Annotated in this window: 15 protein-coding genes and 1 other annotated feature; of the genes, 4 read left to right on the forward strand and 11 right to left on the reverse strand. The window is 49.2% G+C overall.

The genetic code is table 11. From position 1 onward, the window contains the following. Positions 1-217: 217 nt before the first annotated feature. The gene (locus tag AZ66_RS00910; protein ID WP_021254573.1) at positions 218-610 is read right to left on the reverse strand and encodes a spore coat protein; all 393 of its coding nucleotides are present in this window, start codon (positions 608-610) and stop codon (positions 218-220) included. 27 nt (positions 611-637) lie between these two features. Beyond that, entirely contained in the window at positions 638-907 is a 270-nt protein-coding gene (locus AZ66_RS00915; RefSeq protein WP_044353200.1) for a hypothetical protein, read from the reverse strand. A 106-nt stretch (positions 908-1,013) separates the two neighbouring features. On the opposite strand from AZ66_RS00915, the gene AZ66_RS00920 reads away from it, so the two are divergent. Next, the gene (locus AZ66_RS00920; RefSeq protein ID WP_044353201.1) at positions 1,014-2,234 is read left to right on the forward strand and encodes an NAD(P)/FAD-dependent oxidoreductase; all 1,221 of its coding nucleotides are present in this window, start codon (positions 1,014-1,016) and stop codon (positions 2,232-2,234) included. A 95-nt stretch (positions 2,235-2,329) separates the two neighbouring features. On the opposite strand, the gene AZ66_RS00925 is transcribed toward AZ66_RS00920, so the two are convergent. The 4 genes from AZ66_RS00925 to AZ66_RS00940 all read right to left on the reverse strand — a co-directional run bounded on the left by AZ66_RS00925 (position 2,330) and on the right by AZ66_RS00940 (position 7,209). Continuing rightward, entirely contained in the window at positions 2,330-3,535 is a 1,206-nt protein-coding gene (locus AZ66_RS00925; protein ID WP_021262006.1) for an MFS transporter, read from the reverse strand. Positions 3,536-3,622: 87 nt separating this feature from the next. Beyond that, entirely contained in the window at positions 3,623-4,141 is a 519-nt protein-coding gene (locus tag AZ66_RS00930) for a hypothetical protein (RefSeq protein WP_044353202.1), read from the reverse strand. Between the two features lie 258 nt (positions 4,142-4,399). Continuing rightward, entirely contained in the window at positions 4,400-4,819 is a 420-nt protein-coding gene (locus AZ66_RS00935; protein ID WP_021254568.1) for a DUF350 domain-containing protein, read from the reverse strand. Between the two features lie 26 nt (positions 4,820-4,845). Beyond that, entirely contained in the window at positions 4,846-7,209 is a 2,364-nt protein-coding gene (locus AZ66_RS00940; protein ID WP_021262008.1) for an endonuclease MutS2, read from the reverse strand. 154 nt (positions 7,210-7,363) lie between these two features. Here AZ66_RS00940 and AZ66_RS00945 point away from each other — a divergent pair, with 154 nt between their 5' ends. Together AZ66_RS00945 and AZ66_RS00950 are read left to right on the forward strand one after the other, a co-directional pair. Continuing rightward, on the forward strand, positions 7,364-7,720 hold the full coding sequence (locus tag AZ66_RS00945) for a phage holin family protein (protein WP_021254566.1): 357 nt from the start codon (positions 7,364-7,366) through the stop codon (positions 7,718-7,720). 144 nt (positions 7,721-7,864) lie between these two features. Then, on the forward strand, positions 7,865-8,242 hold the full coding sequence (locus AZ66_RS00950) for a cytochrome c oxidase subunit II (protein ID WP_021262009.1): 378 nt from the start codon (positions 7,865-7,867) through the stop codon (positions 8,240-8,242). Positions 8,243-8,342: 100 nt separating this feature from the next. Here AZ66_RS00950 and AZ66_RS00955 read toward each other — a convergent pair whose 3' ends face one another. From AZ66_RS00955 to pheS, 4 genes are all read right to left on the reverse strand, one after another. Next, on the reverse strand, positions 8,343-8,957 hold the full coding sequence (locus tag AZ66_RS00955; RefSeq protein WP_044353203.1) for a CvpA family protein: 615 nt from the start codon (positions 8,955-8,957) through the stop codon (positions 8,343-8,345). Positions 8,958-8,989: 32 nt separating this feature from the next. Beyond that, entirely contained in the window at positions 8,990-12,547 is a 3,558-nt protein-coding gene (gene zapA, locus AZ66_RS00960; protein ID WP_044353204.1) for a cell division protein ZapA, read from the reverse strand. A gap of 419 nt (positions 12,548-12,966) precedes the next feature. Then, positions 12,967-15,411, reverse strand: coding sequence for a phenylalanine--tRNA ligase subunit beta (pheT, locus tag AZ66_RS00965; RefSeq protein WP_044353205.1), 2,445 nt, complete (start codon positions 15,409-15,411; stop codon positions 12,967-12,969). 286 nt (positions 15,412-15,697) lie between these two features. Further along, positions 15,698-16,732, reverse strand: a complete 1,035-nt coding sequence (pheS, locus tag AZ66_RS00970) for a phenylalanine--tRNA ligase subunit alpha (protein ID WP_021262013.1) — start codon at positions 16,730-16,732, stop codon at positions 15,698-15,700. Between the two features lie 50 nt (positions 16,733-16,782). After that, positions 16,783-17,062 (reverse strand) — a binding site (T-box leader). 315 nt (positions 17,063-17,377) lie between these two features. On the opposite strand from pheS, the gene AZ66_RS00975 reads away from it, so the two are divergent. Beyond that, positions 17,378-18,706 (forward strand): NCS2 family permease, encoded by a 1,329-nt coding sequence (locus AZ66_RS00975; protein ID WP_197081631.1) that lies wholly within the window; start codon positions 17,378-17,380, stop codon positions 18,704-18,706. A gap of 222 nt (positions 18,707-18,928) precedes the next feature. Here AZ66_RS00975 and AZ66_RS33680 read toward each other — a convergent pair whose 3' ends face one another. Next, positions 18,929-19,006, reverse strand: a complete 78-nt coding sequence (locus AZ66_RS33680; RefSeq protein WP_231586681.1) for an XkdX family protein — start codon at positions 19,004-19,006, stop codon at positions 18,929-18,931. Positions 19,007-19,055 lie beyond the last annotated feature (49 nt).

Below are 19,055 nucleotides of genomic sequence, written 5' to 3' on the forward strand. Positions count from 1 at the left end.
TGATACACCTTTTCATATGCGCGCGCCAATATCAACAGGCTTTACTGCGCATTCCATGATTTCCTAGTGCATTTCCTACTGCTATGATACCTGTTGCCGTAATGGAATTGAAGGTCCACGACTATGCGAAATTGCAGCTTTGCTGGTTGGTAGGTCATCTCCCTACTACAGCCGCAAGTAAAAAGGCCGCTGAAGTACTCAGCAGCCTGTCCCTGTATTACATGTACTGATTGTAGTTGCCTTGATGATGCTCTTGTTGTTGATGCGCATGCTGCTGATAGTGACCGTATCCCGCTTGGCCCAGCTTCTGCTGCACGAACTGGTTGGATTTCATTTGAAGCTGTTGATTGTCCTTCAGTTGCTTGTCCAACTCTTGGCGCAATGCTGGTGATGCGACGGAATACATATTGTTCTTCTCCATGAGCGTGAACAGCTGTCCTTGCATCGTTAACGTACTGTGAGTCAAGTCCGTGAACATCTGCCGAACTACCGGACAAGCCGCTTCTGTTACACCTGTTGTATACTCGCGAGAAGTTCGCTTCAAATCAGCCAAGATCGTGTACAACAAGTCTTCCTCTTGCATGAATTGATTTTGTTGTGAACCATTCATGTTGTCGTTCCTCCTTCATTACTTCGATTATTGAGATTGTTGCGGACTAGTTGGCGCCATATGTGTGTGCTGCTGCAGAGTATGTAGCAATACATTCATGTGCTGCTGATGAACACCGACCATGTGCGTCAGCGCTTGCTGAACGCCTGGAGTTGTCGCCATTGCTGCGGTTGCCGCACACTGCTTAATAAGCAAATCCTCATTGGAGATCGAATCCACGATGTACTCCAATTCCTTCGCCGATAACGGCTTCATATTACCTTGATGTGACTGTTGGTTATGCTGAGCATATTGCATCTGAGCATACTCCTTTCATCCTGTCTGGAAGTTGTCGTTCTCTATGTATTATGAACCCAACATTAGGGAAATATGTAATCGGAAATCGGGTGAAAGGAGATGTCGCGTGGATCTACAATTTGGGTCGCTTCCATGGAAGAGTACGCTGCCATCTAGGCATGTTCATCCCCCATTATCTGAATCCATTCACTGCGACGTGCTAGTAGTCGGATCAGGCATTAGTGGCGCACTTTGCGCCTATGAGCTGTGCAAGCGCGGGTTCAATGTCGTTGTGCTGGAGAAGAGGCATGTCGGGGGCGGCAGTACGAGCTCCAATACAGGATTGCTTCAATACATGAATGATCGTTCGTTGACCTCATGCATCGGTTTATTTGGTGAGCGAAAGGGAGTTCGTTTCTATACACTGTGCAAGCAGGCAGCAGAACGTCTGCTTACGATCGCTTCCGAGCTCGATGAGGATTCCGAGATGTTCCCTCGCAGCAGCCTCTATTATGCCAGCAGCGAAGAAGACGTAAGAAGTCTGCGAGTCGAATACGATACATTGCATCGCTATGGCTTCCATACAGAATGGTGGGACAGCGAACAAATTCGTCATCGGTTTGGATTCGATAAGCCGGCCGCGATTGTTACTCATGGTGATGCAGAGGTGAATCCATACCGGTTCACACATTCACTATTCCATACTGCAAAAAACAAATATAAGCTGCGAATTTATGAGCACACCAAGGTCACCCAGGTAAGACACGAGGGTGGTCTCGTTCAGTTGCAAACGGATAGTGGATATGTTGCCACAGCCAAGCATGCTGTATTCGCGCTCGGGTATGAAACGAATGAAATGAAGCCTAATCCGAACACAAGAATTACTAGCTCCTTCGCGATTAAAACGCAGACTATCCCTAATCTGCAGGATGTATGGCATGAACGCTTCCTCATTTGGGAGACAAGGCGTCCTTATTTATATTTGCGCACCTCGGCAGATGATCGAATTTTGGCGGGTGGATTAGATGAAGGGGATGTAAGTACAGAAGAGCGAAATAAGCTGCTCCCCAGCAAAACCGCACAGCTTATCAAGGAAGTGGAGGCTCTGTTCCCACAGCTGTCCCCGCTTATAGCAGAAAATGCATGGGCGGGTGCTTTCGGTGTCACGCAGGATGGCTATCCCTATTTTGGCGAGGCTCCGCACCAACCAGGATGCTTCTTCATTGAACCATTTGGCGGCAATGGCACCGTATACAGCACGATATCATCTCAAATCATTGGTGATATGATTGAATTCGGCTCCCACCCAGACGCTGAACTGTTCAGCTACCAAGGAGATAGAGGGTGAACCGGGACGGTATAGAAAAAAATTACACGTACTATTCGTAAAAAAGGCAGGAATATAAAAGGCCCTGATGACTCATGCGAGCAACAGGGCCTTTCTTATTTTCCAATTCGGTGATTCGATACTAATGTCCGGATGCTTACTGCACTGATAATAGGGAGAGCCCCCATGACAGCTAAGAAAGCAACAACAACCGGCTCTGTCGTCCTCCACTGCACAACAAGCAGATAAGCTGCAACCCCTGCTATTCGCCCGATCAACAAACCAAATTCACGCAGCACCGTCAGCTCCACACGCTGGGCTGCTGAACGCTCATCTACCCCCATAATGTCGAAAGTAGCGGTTGTCATCGGGATCGCAAACAGCGGTGAGAATAGCGAGGTAATAATCCCGAATAGGAGCAGGCTTCCATAGGCAACACCGAAGAACAAAGGAATGACTGCCAGCGCCATTGCGATCGTCCCGATAAACAAGCCGGGTGCCCGGAAGGAAGGACGCATAACTCTGCCTATCACATAGAAGCTGCCTAATGCTACGGCTGATGTGATCAGGGTGTAATTGCCCAGCTTCATCTCATTGGTCGTCGCAATGTAAACTACAAGTCCGATCAGGAAGGCAAAGACCCCGTCTTTGGCGCCTTGTGCAGCAAGTGCGGGCAAAGCATGCCGCCAAGGACTGTCCGCCTTCTTCCATGCGGTAAATGGCAATGTCCAATGGTATTCGCCCTCCGGAGGACGCTTGTGCAGCCAGAAACTAAATACGATTGCCCCAATAAACACACAAAATGATACGGTAAAGATGATGCGGTAGCCCGTTCCATCGCCAAGCTTGGTGATCAAATATCCGGATGCCCACGGCGCGGCCATCCCGCAGCATGAACCGATAAGCCCAACCCATCCATTAAATAAATCACGATTGTCCGGATCAGTCACTTCAAAGTACACCACATTAAAGGCGAGCCAAAAGGCACCGAAGGCAGCACCCAATACAAATCCGAGCAGCCATATGTAATCGACCGCACCTTTACCAAGCCAGAGTACTGCTGCATAAAATGCCCCCGCCAATCCAATGCCGAGCCGCAGGCAATTCATTTTGTTGCCTTCCTTCACCCATTTGCCTGCGAAGTAGAAGGTCAGCCCGCTGGATATATGCTGACTGAAGGCAAACCAACCAAGCAAGCTGTAATCTGATGCAGCCTTCCATAGAAAAACATTGACGAATGCTCCCGAAAGAGCATTCGCCAACGAAAAGAGACCAAAAACGATCAACAGCAATAGCGATTGAGCGTCAAGACGCGCTGTCACGAAGGGAACCCCTCCCTGCTTAATCGGGCATATAGCCCTCTTCGTTACAGCTTATAAGTTGCCCTAAAGCGGACGTCTTATGATAATTTATTCAGATTGCGCACGGCGGACGACTTCCATAAGCGGCTCACGGTGCGGCTCAGCCAGTACTTTGGATACTTGGAAGCAAGAAGTGCATACATATACATTCAAGCGGAATGGCACTGTTACAACCGGCGCCTTCAAGGCTTCCGATACATGCGGCTCGAAGTGATTGGAACCAATCGTCTCTGTGCCAGCTAGTAACATATATTCTCTGCACTGAGGACATTCCGGTACTTCAGATTGCCCATGAAGCACCTTATCTACGCCTTCTTGGTACTGCAATGAACTCTCATCGCCGAACAAGGCAGCATCTTCTGTCCAGCCGAAGTTGGACCAGCCCTTTTCCTCGGATTCTTCCTCATGATCATGATCATCATGCTGCTTATCAGGATCGTGCTCAATATCTACATTCAATGTCCGAAAAGCATTCAGCTCATTGTGGCAATGCGGGCACTCTTCTTCTGGGCCTAGCACCTCATCCCATACAATTTCCGTATCACACCAAGGACAAATCTGACTCATGTCCGTTCAACCTGCCTTTCTTATCAGAAGGCTCTGCAAGTTGATTACAGAGCACATTCTCCCCTATCTAGATGTCAATTCATAATGATCTGCACTTGTTCGTGCTGGTACTTCTATTATAGAGCATCCATTACAGATTCGCCCAATACACGATTCCAATAATAATAAATATCGCTGCCAATGCAAACAGTGTTCCCCATAAATACTTCATGCAAGACCTCCGCTGCCATAGTAACGAACCTGCTGTTCCTACGTAAACTACTTAATGCTAGCTCCGATAATGTAGGACATGGATACGGAGATAACCATAGACAGCAAACCAACTGCACGGTTATCCTTCTGAATTTCATCATCCAATTTGAAATACGGCATCAGAAATCCAAACAAAAAATATGCCATTAATAGCAGTACATACCCGAGTGCTGCCCATGTCAATGACGCATACAACGTATCCCGTGCTTCGATTCCGAAGCGGAATATGTTGCAAATTCCAAAGATTTTGCCAGAGGTAGCCATCGCCACACTAATATTGCCTTTGCGGATCTCCTCCCAGCATCTGTATCTTGTCACTAATTCAAAGATGGACAAGAACACGACAAGCGCCAGTACGGTTACAGAAAAGTAAGCACACATGGATACGTATGGGTTACTAAGCCATTGCTCAATAAATCGTTCCACATTCATCCTCCCCGGTTCGTTCGCTGTTACGAAAGTTCAGCAACCGTAATCCCTGTACCGCCTTCGCCGTAGTTGCCGAGACGGAACGTCTTCACATGTCTGTGTCTACGCAAGAACTCCTGAATTCCCGTTCTCAGAATCCCAGTCCCTTTGCCGTGAATGATATATACTTGACCCAAGTTCGCGAGTAAAGCTTCATCAAGGAAGCGATCTACCTCAATAATTGCCTCTTCTAAATTCGCTCCACGCAAGTCAAGTTCGGAACGTACATTGTCTGCTCGTGTCCGCTTCACATTTGTGCCTGTCTTCACGGACTTACTGCTCTGCTTCGAAGCGGATGAAGTGACAAGCTCCAAATCATCCATTCGAACCTTCATCTTCATAATACCCAGCTGAACAACAGCTTCGTTGCCCGCCAGCTCAACCACGCTGCCCTTCTGATTCAAGCTGTATACCATAACGTCATCCCCAGCTTCAATCTTGCGTGCTTGCTTCTTCACAGTCTTCGACTTGGAGGCTAGTTTACTAGCCGGAGCAGCTTCATCGAGCTTCTTGCGAGCCTCGGTCAACAAATGCTCCTTCACACTCACGCCTTCTTGAGCGAGCAGTTTCAATTCTGTAATGATATCATCTGCTTCATGACGCGCCTTCCGAACAATTTCACGCGCTTCCTCAGAAGCACGATCAATTCGTTTGTCCCGCTCTGCCTGAAGCTTCGCTTCCTCTTCAACAATCGCCGCACGAAGGAGCTCTGTTTCCTTCCGAATCTTCTCTGCTTCCACACGCTCTGCTTCTGCACGAAGACGGTTCTCCTCGAGCGATGCGATCATCGTCTCGATACGCATGTCTTCTTCTGTCACTTCGCCACGAGCGTGCTCAATGATGGAAGACGGAAGGCCAAGACGTTCTGCAATCGCAAATGCGTTGCTTCGGCCAGGAACACCAACAAGCAGTCTATACGTTGGGCGCAATGTCTGCACGTCAAATTCCATGCTTGCATTAATGACGCCCTTGCGTTCATATGCGTACGCCTTCAGTTCACTATAATGCGTCGTCGCAACGAGTCTGCAGCCAAGACGATGAATATGCTCCAGAATCGCGATCGCCAGTGCAGATCCTTCTGCAGGATCCGTTCCTGCCCCAAGCTCATCCAGCAGCACGAGGCTCTTCGGAGTCATTTCTCCCAATATGCGAATAATGTTCGTCAGATGGCTGGAGAACGTACTCAAGCTTTGTTCAATGCTCTGTTCATCGCCGATATCAGCGTAAATGGCATCGTATACACATAGTTGGCTCCCATCCTGTGCCGGTATGAACAAACCAGACATGGACATGAGACTTAGCAGTCCCATCGTTTTCAGGGATACCGTCTTACCGCCTGTGTTCGGGCCGGTAACAATAATTGTCGTATAATCATTACCAAGCTCCACATCGATCGGCACTACTTGTTCCCGATTAATAAGCGGATGGCGGCCCTTAATGAGCTTCATATAGCCGCGGTCATTCATGCGCGGCAGTGTTGCCTTCATTTCATGTGCTAGACGAGCCTTCGCGAAGATGAAGTCCAACTGTTCAATGCAATCGGTATCGCTTAACAGCAGATCAACTTGCAAGCCAACGTGCTCGGTCAAGCGGGACAAAATACGCTCAATCTCACGCTCTTCCTTGAGCTTAATTTCCCGCAGCTTATTATTAAGTGTCACAATCGCCTCAGGCTCAATGAAGAGCGTCGCCCCTGAACTGGATTGATCATGAACAATCCCGCCGTAATGGCCGCGGTACTCTGCCTTCACCGGGATTACGTATCGATCATTACGAATCGTGATCAGCTGTTCCTGCAGCATCTTGGACGCGCTGGATGAACGAATCATGGACTCCAGCTTCTCACGGATGCGTGTCTCCCCGATGCGCAGTTCACGGCGTGCCGTTGCCAGTTCAGCACTTGCCTGATCCAGCACCTCGCCCTGCTCATCGATGCAGCGTCTAATCTCTTCTTCCAATTCCTTCTGCCAGCTTAGCGAATCCGCCAGCGCCATCAGAAGCGGTACAGGATTATCTTCATGTACACTCTCAATATGGCGTCTCACACGACGACCTGCGAAGATAAGCGCTGAAATATCCCACAATTCATTGGCACTCAGCATTGCATTAATACGTGCGCGCTTCACGGCAGGACGTATATCGGTAACACCGGAGAATGGAGCTCCCCCCTTCAACCGCTCTATCGTCATCGCCTCATCCGTCGCTTGCAGGCGTCGTTTCACTTCCTCCAGATCCGTGCTTGGCAGCAGAGACAAGGAAGCATGTTCCCCTAACGGGGTAGCCGCATGTCGCGCGAGCGATTGCAGTATTTTATGGTAATCCATTGTTTTTAAAATTTTCGAGTCCAAAACAAGTCACGACTCCTCTCGGTGTTCATTATAGCGGTATACCGAAATAATGGCTATCCAATGTCTGAACATGCCACTCATGAATATCGCGGATAAGGTTACAATAATTGTTGCACAAACCTATACCCTTCAAACGAGTAAGGAGGAAAAGTCCATGAGTTTTCTCGGTCATGTGGTTCGATTCATTGTGGCAGCCATCGTATTGATGGTTACGGGCTGGATTGTGCCGATGTTCACCGTAGGCGGTTTCTGGAGTGCCTTAATCCTCGCCTTAGTCATAGCCTTATTCGGCTGGATTGTCGAAGGCATATTTGGAAAACGAGTTACGCCGTTCGGACGCGGGATCGTCGGCTTCATCGCCAGTGCGGTTGTCATCTACATCGCCCAGTTCTTTGTTGGCGGTGTATCCGTCACTGTACTCGGCGCTATTCTTGCAGCGCTTGTCATTGGATTGATCGACTTGTTCATTCCAGTCGCAACGCCGTTCGAAGCTGGCCACGAGTCCAGATAACGGCGTGATCATCATCCAGGGCTGCTGTGCTCATTCCCATGAGTGAGACCCTTGTATAGCTTCCTTCTCTTCGCTCCATATAAGCAATGGAAAAAGGATAAAATTTCCGTTACACTATATGGACGAGGAGAGGAGGAAATACGAATGTTGACTCGGGGTAGCCTAAGTTCGCTCATCTCATGCCTATTGCTCGCAGCGGTCATAGTATCCGGATGCGGGGGACAATCTGGACAAAAGCAAGATGACGATGTAAAAACAGACAAAGAGCTTATCATTAAGGCCACGAATTTCAAATTCGATCAGTCTGAATACCGTGTCAAATCCGGTGAACCCATACGCATCGTATTAGATGCCGTCGGCAATCACGGAGTTGCTATTAAGGCATTGAATTTGTCCCTTGATCCAACTCATCCGAAGCAAGTTATCACTCCGGAACAACCCGGTACATATGACATGTCATGCACAATTCTGTGCGGTCCGGGACACAATGAAATGACAGCCAAATTTATTGTCGAAAAATGAGCGGCCGCCGTTGATCCCTGCCTTTTGCTTGGGAGGACGGCGGTCTGTTCATTCATGTATATGACGATTCATGCATGCCACGCATTTACCAGTGTTTCCATTACAGCCACTGAGCCCATTTTACAGCTTCAACCATAACATCTGGCATCCACTTCCCCGTTCGATTTACCCATATCGAAGCATCAACCCAGTCGCGAAATACACCTGCCGGCCATGCCCGCAGTAGTACGTAAATCATACACCACAAAAAGACAAATTGCACCAATCCGAGAACTGCCCCTGTTAGCCGATCCACGGTTCGTACCGGTGGTACATCCGTGAATTTCTTCAAGGCGAACCGAATTAGCCAGAGGCCTGCCAGTACAAAAGTGAACAGAAGCAAAAAGGCCACCACAGCATGTACAGTATCCATAAATGTTGCCGCTAAGGGCGTACCGCCGCCGCTGGCTTCCGCCCCTGATCCACTGCTAACTGTTGTAAATACTCTCTTCCTTACCCATGGTATAAAATCTGCATAAAACCGAGCCGCGACGATAAAGGCGACAATATAGCCGAAGAGGGAGAGCGCGATAGACTTGAATCCCCGCACTGCTCCCAGAACAATACATGCGATTGCTGCTCCCACTATGGCATAATCCAAGCCGTTCCATGAAGCGAATACCGCCGCGATTTCCATCCATACGTTATTAAAAAACTTCCCTATATCTTGCATCATTTATTTGCTATTCCTTTGTTCGCTCCGTATATCTACTCGATCATTTCCAGCCATTCGTTGAATTCGCTTTGGAGCTTCGCGTACTCATCCTTGAGCTTCGTGAGCTCATCATTAAGCTTGGTATATTCATCAGTAAGCTTCGAATAAGCCCCTTGTGTCTCGTCCGCTTGTCTGCGTTCTTTCTCCCGCTCCAGTTGGGATAAGCGGAATTGATGAGAGAGAACCTCGAATTGCTCCTGAATAACCTCCATCTCAGCATGAGAGCGAGCCTGCTCTTCTGTATGCTTCTTCGCGTCCTCAACTTCAGCCTTCAATCTCTCGAGCTGTTGCTGCAGCTGCTCACGCTCTTCACTCCACGTAGCCGCTGTCTCTGTCCACTGCTGCTCTTGCTGTGCCCATTCTTGCTCACGCTGCTTCAAGAGAGACTTGGCTTCTTCATATTGTTCAAGCTCCGTGATGTATAGCTGCTGTTCTTCCTCCAGCTGGTCATAACGGGACTGAACTTCCTCCACCTGCTGTCTCGCCTCTGCAATAGTGGCAGCTGCTTCATGCTGCGCCTGCTGGATGCTTGTGAAAGCCGCTTGCAGCTCTTCCTTCTCAGATTCAAGCTGACGGCATTTACCTTCATATTCTGCGAGCTGATCGTACAAGGCATCCTGCTCTTGTTCACCCTGCTCTTTCCAAGCATGGCGTTCTGCTTCCCATTGTTCTTGCAGTGCGATTCGTGCTTGTTCGGCTTCACGCATCCAAGCCGCTCGTTCTTGGTCAAGTCGCTCATTCAGCTCACGCTCGAATTGAGCACGAAGCGCTTCGAGCTCTTCTTCCTTGCTCTGTTCGATCGCTTCAAGCTGCTGCTGCAGCTCAGCAGCCTCAGCCTGCACATGATCTCGCACGCGTATAAGCCGCTCCATCTCCACCTGACGCGCTCGATCAAGCTCCTCTGCGCGTCCCAAATGTCCTTCGAGCTGATGAATGCGCGCATCCTTCTTCTGCACGTTCTGCTCAGCTTCTGCACGCAGAGACTGCTCAAGATCCGTCAGTTCCTTGGCATGTACAGCCGATGCTTCCTCCTGCAATGCAGTCCAAGCATCTACATCTCCCTCATATTGGGTGCGCAATTCCTGCAATTTCCGTTCATGCTGGACTTGCTGCTCTTCATGCCGCTTCTCATACTGAGCGCGTTCTTCTTGCAGTTGATTCTCGCGCTGAGCACGTTCTTCTTGCAGTTGCTCCTCATACTGGGCAAGCTCATCTTGCAGCTGCTCCACATGTTGAGCACGCTCTGCTTCCAACTGCTGCCCATGCTGAGCACGTTCTGCTTCTAACTGCTCCTCATACTGTGCACGTTCAGCTTCCAATTGCTCTTCATACTGTGCACGTTCAGCTTCCAGCCGCTCTTCATGCTTAGTACGTTCTGCTTTCAACTGCTCTTCACGCTGAGCACGCTCCGCTTGCAATTGTTCTTCATACAGAGCGCGTTCTGCCTGCAGCTTCTCCTCATGCAGAGATCCCTGCTCTAGCTGCTGTTGCTCGGATTGTGCACGCAGTTCATCCAGCTGCCGCTCATACCGAGCGATCAATTCCTGCTGCTGTTGCTCATGCTGAGTAAGCAGTTCTAGCTGCTGCTCCTCATGCAGCTCCGTCGCTTGCTTCAGTGCAAGTTCACGCTCTTGCTCAGATTGCTGGAGTCGCTCTTGGTAGACAGCCTCAACCTGTTGAACAGCCTTGCTCCGTTCAGATTCAGCTTGGGCTAACTCCTGCTTCCATTTATCCTCAAGTGCAGCCATCGAAGATTGCTTATCTGCTTCTGCTTGCTCCAACTGCTCCAGATGCTCAATGATCAGTTGATCCAGCTCTTGATCATGTCGAGACTTGGCATCTGCCAGCTCTGCGCGCAATTGGGCAATGTCACTCTCATATTTGGCCTTAGCTTCGTCCAATGCCTTCTGGTTCTGCGTTTGCGCTTCACCTAGCGCGAACTCTTGATTCGCAACCAGTTGGGCGAGTTCTTTTTCATACTTCGTCTTCGCTTCATTTAAGGCCTCTTGATGCAGCACCTGCATGTCGTCCATCGCTTGTTTCTGATCGGCCAGCAGTTGAGCTATGTCGCTCTCACACTTCGCTTTCACATCATTCAATGCCTTCTGATGCAGTGCCTGTGCTTCATCCAACGCCTGCTTCTGCTCCGCCTGCGACTTCGCCAAATTCGAGCGTTGTTCCGCCTTAACTTGCTCGATCTCCTTCGCATGCTGGTCGGATAGCTCTTTGACTTTGGCTGCATGACGTTCTTCAGCCTGCTTGCGCTGATTGTCCTGGGCAGACTTCATCTGCTCGGCAACCTGCTCATGCTTCTGCTGCAACTGCTTGGTATTCGCCTCATGCTGCTGCTTGAGCAGCGTCAACTGCTTGTCTCGATCTTGAACGAGCTCTGCTTCTCTCTTCGACAAGCGCGCTTCCCATTCTGTAGCCTGAGCTGTCAATTGTCCTTCCCATGCAGCCGTCTGTTCAGCAAGTTGTTCTTCCCACTCTGCAGATAACTGCTCTGCATTCTGTTTCTCGGCAGCGAGTTGCTCTCGCCACTGCTGTTCCTTGGCGTCCAGCTTCTCTGTCCATTCCAGCTCCTGGAGAGTCCGCTCTTCTTCCCAGCTCTGTTCCTTGTTCGCGAGCTTGCTGGTCCAGCTCTGCTCTGCTTCATCGAACTGCTTCTGCCAGCCTTGCTCTGTATCACTTAGCTTGCTCTGCCACAATTGTTCGTTCTCCGAATACTTCGTCTGCCACTCTTGCTCGGATTCCGTCAACTGCTCCTGCAAGCTTTGCTCGGATTCCGTTAGACGCTTCTGCCAGCCCTGCTCTGATTCTTGAAGCTGCGACTCCCAAGTTTGATTCTGCTCATTCAGCTTCGTGCTCCACAGACGCTCTGTTTCCTCCAGCTTCTGCTTAAGGGTGCGGGCATGAAGCTGCTCTGCCTTCTGCTTTTCTTCCAAAACCGCCTTCAATCGTTCTTCTACTTGCTGCAGCTTCTTCTTCTGTTCATTCTCACGAGCTGTCAACGATTGAATCCGTCGCTCTGTCTCCTTCACCTGCTCGGTCAGCTTATGCACACGCTCTTCCGATGTCTTATGCTTATCGGCCAATTGCTGATTCGCTTCCTTCAACTTAGCCGTCTCAGCACGAAGATCGGCCGCTTGCTTCTCGGCCTTCGACTTCTCATTTCCAAGTTCCTTCTGAAGCTGCTCCAGCTTCTGTGCAGACTCATTGCGGAGCTTCTCTAGTGACTGCTCCGACTCCGTCTGTACCTGAGTCAGCTGTCTGGACAAATTGTGATTCGTCGCTTCTATTTCCTTCAACGATGAGCTTAATTGCAACTGCTCATCCTTCACCTTCTGCACTTGCTCAGCAATATGTACAGCTGACAACACCGCAATTCGCGTTGTATCCAGCCGCGAGTTCGCAGTTGCAATACTCCGCATATGCTCATCTACCATTGCAGCTACGTTGCGCATATAATCTTTACTTGTTGATCCTACCAATTTATATTGTGTTCCGTATATTTCAACCGCTACACGATGCTTGTTATCCGGACTAGTCATTCTTTGGTCCTCCTTACCTTAACGTGCCGCATGCTAGGGCTTGCAGCCTACATGTAGCAACAAATTAATCCATGTTTGCATGTCATACGCAAACTCTATTAGTAATTCGATATATTAGTGCCCTTCTCCTCCTACGCATAGAGGAAAGTCAAGTTTCATTTCATAGAATATTTAGGGGGAAAAGATCTGATATGCCCTTCTATTACAGGGTTTCCCTATTATAGGGGTAGTAGTAAAGCAATTGCAAATATAGGTCTTGCCAGAATACTCTATCTATCGCGTTTATTTCCCATATAAAAGAATGTTTACTTCGTTCCAGTCCATAAAAAAAGTTGGGAGCGGAAATATCCGTCCCAACTTCAATGAACTTCTATTATAAAAGCAGTCTCGATAATAAGAGTGTCTGCTCTGGAGCAACCTTACTTCCGCAGCTCTGCATTGAAGCTCGTCTCGATTGCCGCCACAACCTTGCCATGCAGTTCTGTAATTTCTTCATCCGTGAATGTATGCTCTGGATGACGGTATACGAGCGAGATCGCGACGCTCTTCTTATCTGCCGCAACATGATCTCCTGTGTACACGTCGAATACATTTACCGACTCAAGAAGTTCGCCAGCCGTTTCCTTAGCGAGTGCAACCACTTGCCCTACTTCTGTACCGCGATCCAATACAACCGCAATATCGCGGTCTACAGCTGGGTAGCGCGGAAGGCTGCGATACTCAATATCGAAGTCTGCTGCATCGATCAACGGCTGCACCAAGAACTCAGCAACATACGTGTCAGCTACATCCTTCGCATGCTGTACCTCAGGGTGCAATTGACCGATGAAGCCGATGTACTGCTCTCCGTTCTCGCCTGTCAAATAAAGCGAAGCGGAACGTCCTGGGTGCAAGCCTTGCGGACGATCTGCTACATAGCGTACACGTCCATCCAAGCCGAAGTGCGCTACGAGGCTGTCAAGCACCCCTTTCAAATCATAGAAATCAACTGGTTCTGCCTTCACATTCCATTGTGCAGCACTGCGCTTGCCCGTCATCAATAGGGAAGCAACAAGAACCTCTTCAGGCTGAGCTGAAAGCTGCTCTTCCTTCGTCAGATGGAGTGTACCCAGTTCGAAGATGCTTACATCCTCATGCTTGCGGTTGCGATTGTACACCGCTACATCAATAAGACCAGGAACCAGGTTCGTACGGAGCACACTGCGCTCTTCACTCATTGGCATAGCCAGACGTACAGGTACTGCGCCTTCCATGAAGGAAGGGAATACCGAAGTGTCGGCCGGATTCGTAAAGGAATACGTCACAACCTCATTCACACCGTTGTCTGTCAGGATGCGGCGAATCGAACGGCGAATGTGCTGCCCCTTCGTCAAATGACCTGGTGTTGTTGCTCCTTCAATAGCAGTTACCGGGATGTTGTCATATCCGAAAATACGTGCAACTTCCTCGATCAGGTCTACATCGCGCGTAATGTCGCCACGACGAGTAGGCACGGTGATGTCGAAGATTCCTTCGGATTTCTCAACAAGCTCGAAGCCAAGACGGCTCATAATCTTGCGAACTTCTTCAGCTGTCAACGACGTACCGAGCAGACGGTTCGTTCTATTTAAAGTCAGTTCGATAACTTTGCGCTCCACAGATGCAGTTTGTTGTTCCACGATACCTGCATATACTTCGCCATCCGCAAGCGTACGGATCAGCTCAGCCGCACGGTTCAATGCTGGGATAACCGATTCTGGGTTCACTTCCTTCTCGAAGCGAAGTGATGCTTCCGAACGCAGTCCCAATTGACGGGAGGTCTTGCGTACGACGCTGCCTGCAAAGTGCGCGGATTCAAGAAGAATGTTCACCGTATCCGAAGATACTTCTGAATTCTCTCCGCCCATAACCCCTGCAAGTGCAACTGGCTTCACGCCGTCTGTAATGAGCAGCATATGCGGCTCCAGCTTGCGTTCTTGGCCGTCAAGCGTAACCAGTTCTTCGCCTTCATTCGCAAAGCGAACGTCAATCGTTCCGCCGCCATTCAGCTTATCCGCGTCAAACGCGTGCAGCGGCTGGCCGTATTCCAACATGACGAAGTTCGTTACGTCCACGATGTTGTTAATTGGGCGAACGCCTGCTGCAAGCAATCGATTTTGCAACCACAATGGAGAAGGCTTAATCGTTACACCCGCGATATAACGAGCTGCATAGTGCGTGCAGCCTTCTGCCGCGCTAATGCTAATCTTCACTTTGCCTGAGGCAGCTTCCACACTTTCTTTCACTTCCTGTTCAGGCAAGTGGGCAGGACGCTCCAGCAATGCACTCACTTCATGTGCAACGCCTAACATGCTCAGACAGTCTGAGCGGTTCGGTGTAAGATCCATCTCCAGCACATGATCGTTCAAGCCAAGCACATCTGCAATCGGAGTTCCGAGTTCTATCTCTGCTGGCAGTACAAGAATGCCTTCCTGCATTTCCTTCGTAAGCAACTTGTCATTCATGCCAAGCTCCTTCGCTGAACAGATCATGCCTTGCGATTCTACGCCGCGCAGCTTCGCGCGCTTGATTTTCATGCCGCCTGGCATAACCGCTCCGATTGTTGCGACAGGAACCTTTTGTCCTGCATCCACGTTTTTCGCGCCGCACACGATTTGAAGCTTCTCTTCTGCGCCTACGTCTACTTGGCAGACATTCAGCTTATCCGCATCCGGATGCTTCTCCTTCGATACGACATAGCCCACTACGATGTGGTCAAGTCCTTGATTGCGGTTCTCCACCGAGTCGATCTCGATACCAGCACGCGTCATGCGTTCCGCGATTTCTTCAGCGGATACGCCGGTCAAGTCGATATATTGCGATAGCCATTGGTAGGATACGTTCATTTCTCGCTCTCTTCCTTTCTTCTTTTAGAGGTGGTTCAAAAAGTCCGCTTTTGATCACGAAGCAGCACAGGAAGTAACTCGACATCGAATCTTGCACTCACTATCGAAGAGCGTATGCTTTCGAAGTATGTTTCCTTTGGAAACATTTTAGTTGCTCATGTAGTTTGCCTACACTCCGCTGCTCCTTACAAGTTTTGCGAAGCAAAACTCGCATTGGAAGCATACGCTTCGAGTTCCCGCAAACTTCTTGGTGCTGAAAACCGAACTTTTTGAACTTTTATTTTCATTACATTCGCGCGAACTGCTGCACGAATTTCATATCGTTCGTATAGAAATGGCGAATGTCGTCAACGCCATATTTCAACATCGCAATACGCTCTACACCCATACCGAATGCGAATCCGGAGTACTCCTTCGGATCGTAGCCGCCCATTTCAAGCACGCGTGGATGAACCATACCTGCACCAAGAATCTCAATCCAGCCTGTTTGCTTGCAGATACGGCAGCCGCTGCCGCCGCACTTCATGCAAGTCAGGTCAACCTCAACGCTTGGCTCTGTGAATGGGAAGAAGCTTGGGCGCAAGCGAATTTGTGTTTTTGAACCGAACATTTCTTGTGCGAATTGAAGAAGCGTTCCCTTCAAATCACTCATGCGGATGTTCTTGTCAATAACAAGTCCTTCAATCTGATGGAACATGAAGGAATGTGTTGCGTCATCATCATCGCGGCGATATACGCGACCTGGGCAGATTACCTTAACAGGACCTTTCCCTTTCATCGCTTCCATAGTACGTACTTGTACAGGCGATGTTTGCGTGCGCATCAGGATATCTTCTGTAATGTAGAATGAATCCTGCATATCGCGTGCAGGGTGATCCTTCGGCAGGTTCAGCGCTTCGAAGTTATAGTAGTCCTGCTCCACTTCTGGACCTTCCGCTACCGTATACCCCATACCGATGAAAATATCTTCGATTTGTTGAATCACCTTGTTCAACGGGTGAACTGCACCGACTGTCATCGGACGCCCTGGCAGTGTCACGTCAATAGTTTCTTCCTGAAGACGACGCTCCGTCTCTTCACGGAGAAATGCCGCCTGCTTCTCCTCGATGAATGTCTCAATGGCTCCGCGTACTTCATTCGCCACTTGACCAATAAGCGGACGCTCCTCTGCCGACAAGCCGCCCATGCCGCGCAGCACCTCTGTCAGCTCACCTTTTTTACCGAGGAATTTAACACGCAGATCATTTAGATGACCTGCATCCTTTACTTGCTGCAGCTTCTCCAGCGCTTCGGCGCGCAGTGCCTGTAAACGCTCCTTCATTGTGTAAGCCCCCTTCATTTCCACTCGAAATAAAAAAAGGCCCTCTCGTCACAAGGGACGAGAAGACCGTGGTACCACCCTAATTAGATCCGATTGGATCGCTCTCCCGCTAGGAGGCTGCGAACCAAGCCGTATCTCACTTGTTGCAGCGATAACGTGCCGCAAATCCGGGAACCTCTACTGTAGCACCCTCACTGTGCGTGAAGCGCTTGTTCAAGGTGCCTGCTCCGGAGTGAATTTCGACAGCCCATTCTTCAGCAGCGCTCTCAATCCGCGGCGCCACCTCCCTGGCAAGTGGTACTGTGTACTTGTCTCCATCTAAGCATGTGTTAATCATAGTTATAAACAATCAATTAGTTATTTATTATATGTAATTTCGCGGGTTCATGCAAGGTAGATCAGGGTACAAAATACAGGATGGGTGAACATCGTTTGATTATTTAGAGAGATCATGTGATATAATAACTGCTACTTATGCTCGGATATGAATTCGGGACATAGGTTTTTTGAGTGCATATTCAAAAAGGTCGGTTTTCAGCACAACCTACTTTCTGTCGGTCTTCGTGATCGAATACAGACTTTTTGAATTTCCTCTATTTATGCAAAGGGTTGGGTGAGGGGCTACGATGGAAAGCAGGTATACGATTGGTCCGCCAAAAAAAACATATACAATCGAAGACAGAAGCACCGTCCTTAGATGACGCTTCTGCAACTGCACGAATTCAGTGGCGGCAGGAACTGCTGGCCGGAGTCGTGTCCTTCTTCGCTATCGTCTATATTGTAATTGTCAATTCTTCGATACTCGCAGATGCTGGCATACCTCAAGAAGCTGGCATTATCGCAACTGTGCTTGCTTCGTCTGTTGGCTGCTTGTTAATGGGGATATGGGGCAAGTCCCCCATTATTCTTGTGCCCGGTATGGGTATCAATGCGATGTTTACCTACACGCTCGTTCACGGCATGGGCATGACATGGCAGCAGGCGCTGGGAGTCGTTGTATTGTCCGGCGTTTGCTTCACGGTAATTAGCTTCACGTCACTCGCGGGGCAGCTGCGGGCAGCAATTCCAGAATCATTGCAGGAAGCCATTTCTGTAGGGATCGGGCTTATGCTCGTCTTGATCGGTCTCCAGAAGGGCGGCGTAATCGTCCCCAGTCAATCTACGATGATTGCACTGCAGTCATTTGCTGATCCGGGAGTACTTGTTACGCTCGCTACATTGGCGCTTACATGCATTCTGTTCATGCGCAACGTTCCCGGCAACTTGCTTATCGCCATTATTGGAGGGACGGCTCTCGCTTATCTAGTTGGAGCAGTGCCTAATGCAGGCGCAGCAACTGGCGGGACTTTTTCATGGGCTGCATATGGTGATGTATTCGGTCAGTTCACGTATCAAGGTGTGTCGGTTGCTACGCTTGCTGTAGCAACATTCTCGCTGACGCTCGTTATTGTGTTTGAAAATGTGGGGCTTGTAAATGCCCACCTGCAGATGAGCGGAAATCCGGAACGATTCAGTCGATCTTTGCAGGCCAATGCGATTTCCGTAATTACATGCGGATTGTTCGGCACAAGCCCGAATGTCGCGACGGTTGAAACGGCTGCAGGTATTTCTGCTGGTGGTCGCACGGGACTAACATCTATAGTGACAGGAATCCTGTTTGCATGTACATTGGTTGCATTACCGGTACTGACGTTGGTTCCTGATCAGGCCGTAGCTCCGATATTGATCTTTATCGGTGGCTTGATGATGCCAAGCGTGAAGAAGATCGAATTCGATGCGATGCACAAGGGGCTTCCCGCGTTCTTCATTATTGCGTTCATCCCGCTCATGCACAGCATCGTCGACGGGATTGCGGTCGGGTTTATCAGTTACGCATTGTTCCACCTTGCCGTTGGCAAGGGACGCGAAGTGAAGCCCTTGTTCTATGGGATCTCACTGTTGTTCGTTCTGCACTTTGTGCTGCAGACGTTGTAGAGCAAATAAGGTATCTAATGGGAAATGAGTAAGTAGCCTGAGTTCAAAAGATCATTTATCATCCTTAAACCTCTGAGGTTATCCGATGGAGATTAATAACCATGCAAATAGTTATCCAGTTATCCTTTACGATGAGAATAGGACTTCAAGAAGAATGTAAAAGGGCCGACAATATGTTGGCCCTTTTCATTTGAGTGCGAGGAATAGGTTGCGTGGTGGATATTATGCGGAATAAGTCTCACCCGTTATTTCTTTGAACTGTTCAGGCGTAATTTTGCCAAACTCACAAAACTTACCCACTTATAACGGATCATTTGAATCTTTCTTATATATCCCCATATCATAGTAA

It is taken from the genome of Paenibacillus sp. E194, assembly GCF_000935845.1.
Taxonomy (GTDB): Bacteria; Bacillota; Bacilli; order Paenibacillales; family Paenibacillaceae; genus Paenibacillus_B; species Paenibacillus_B alvei_B.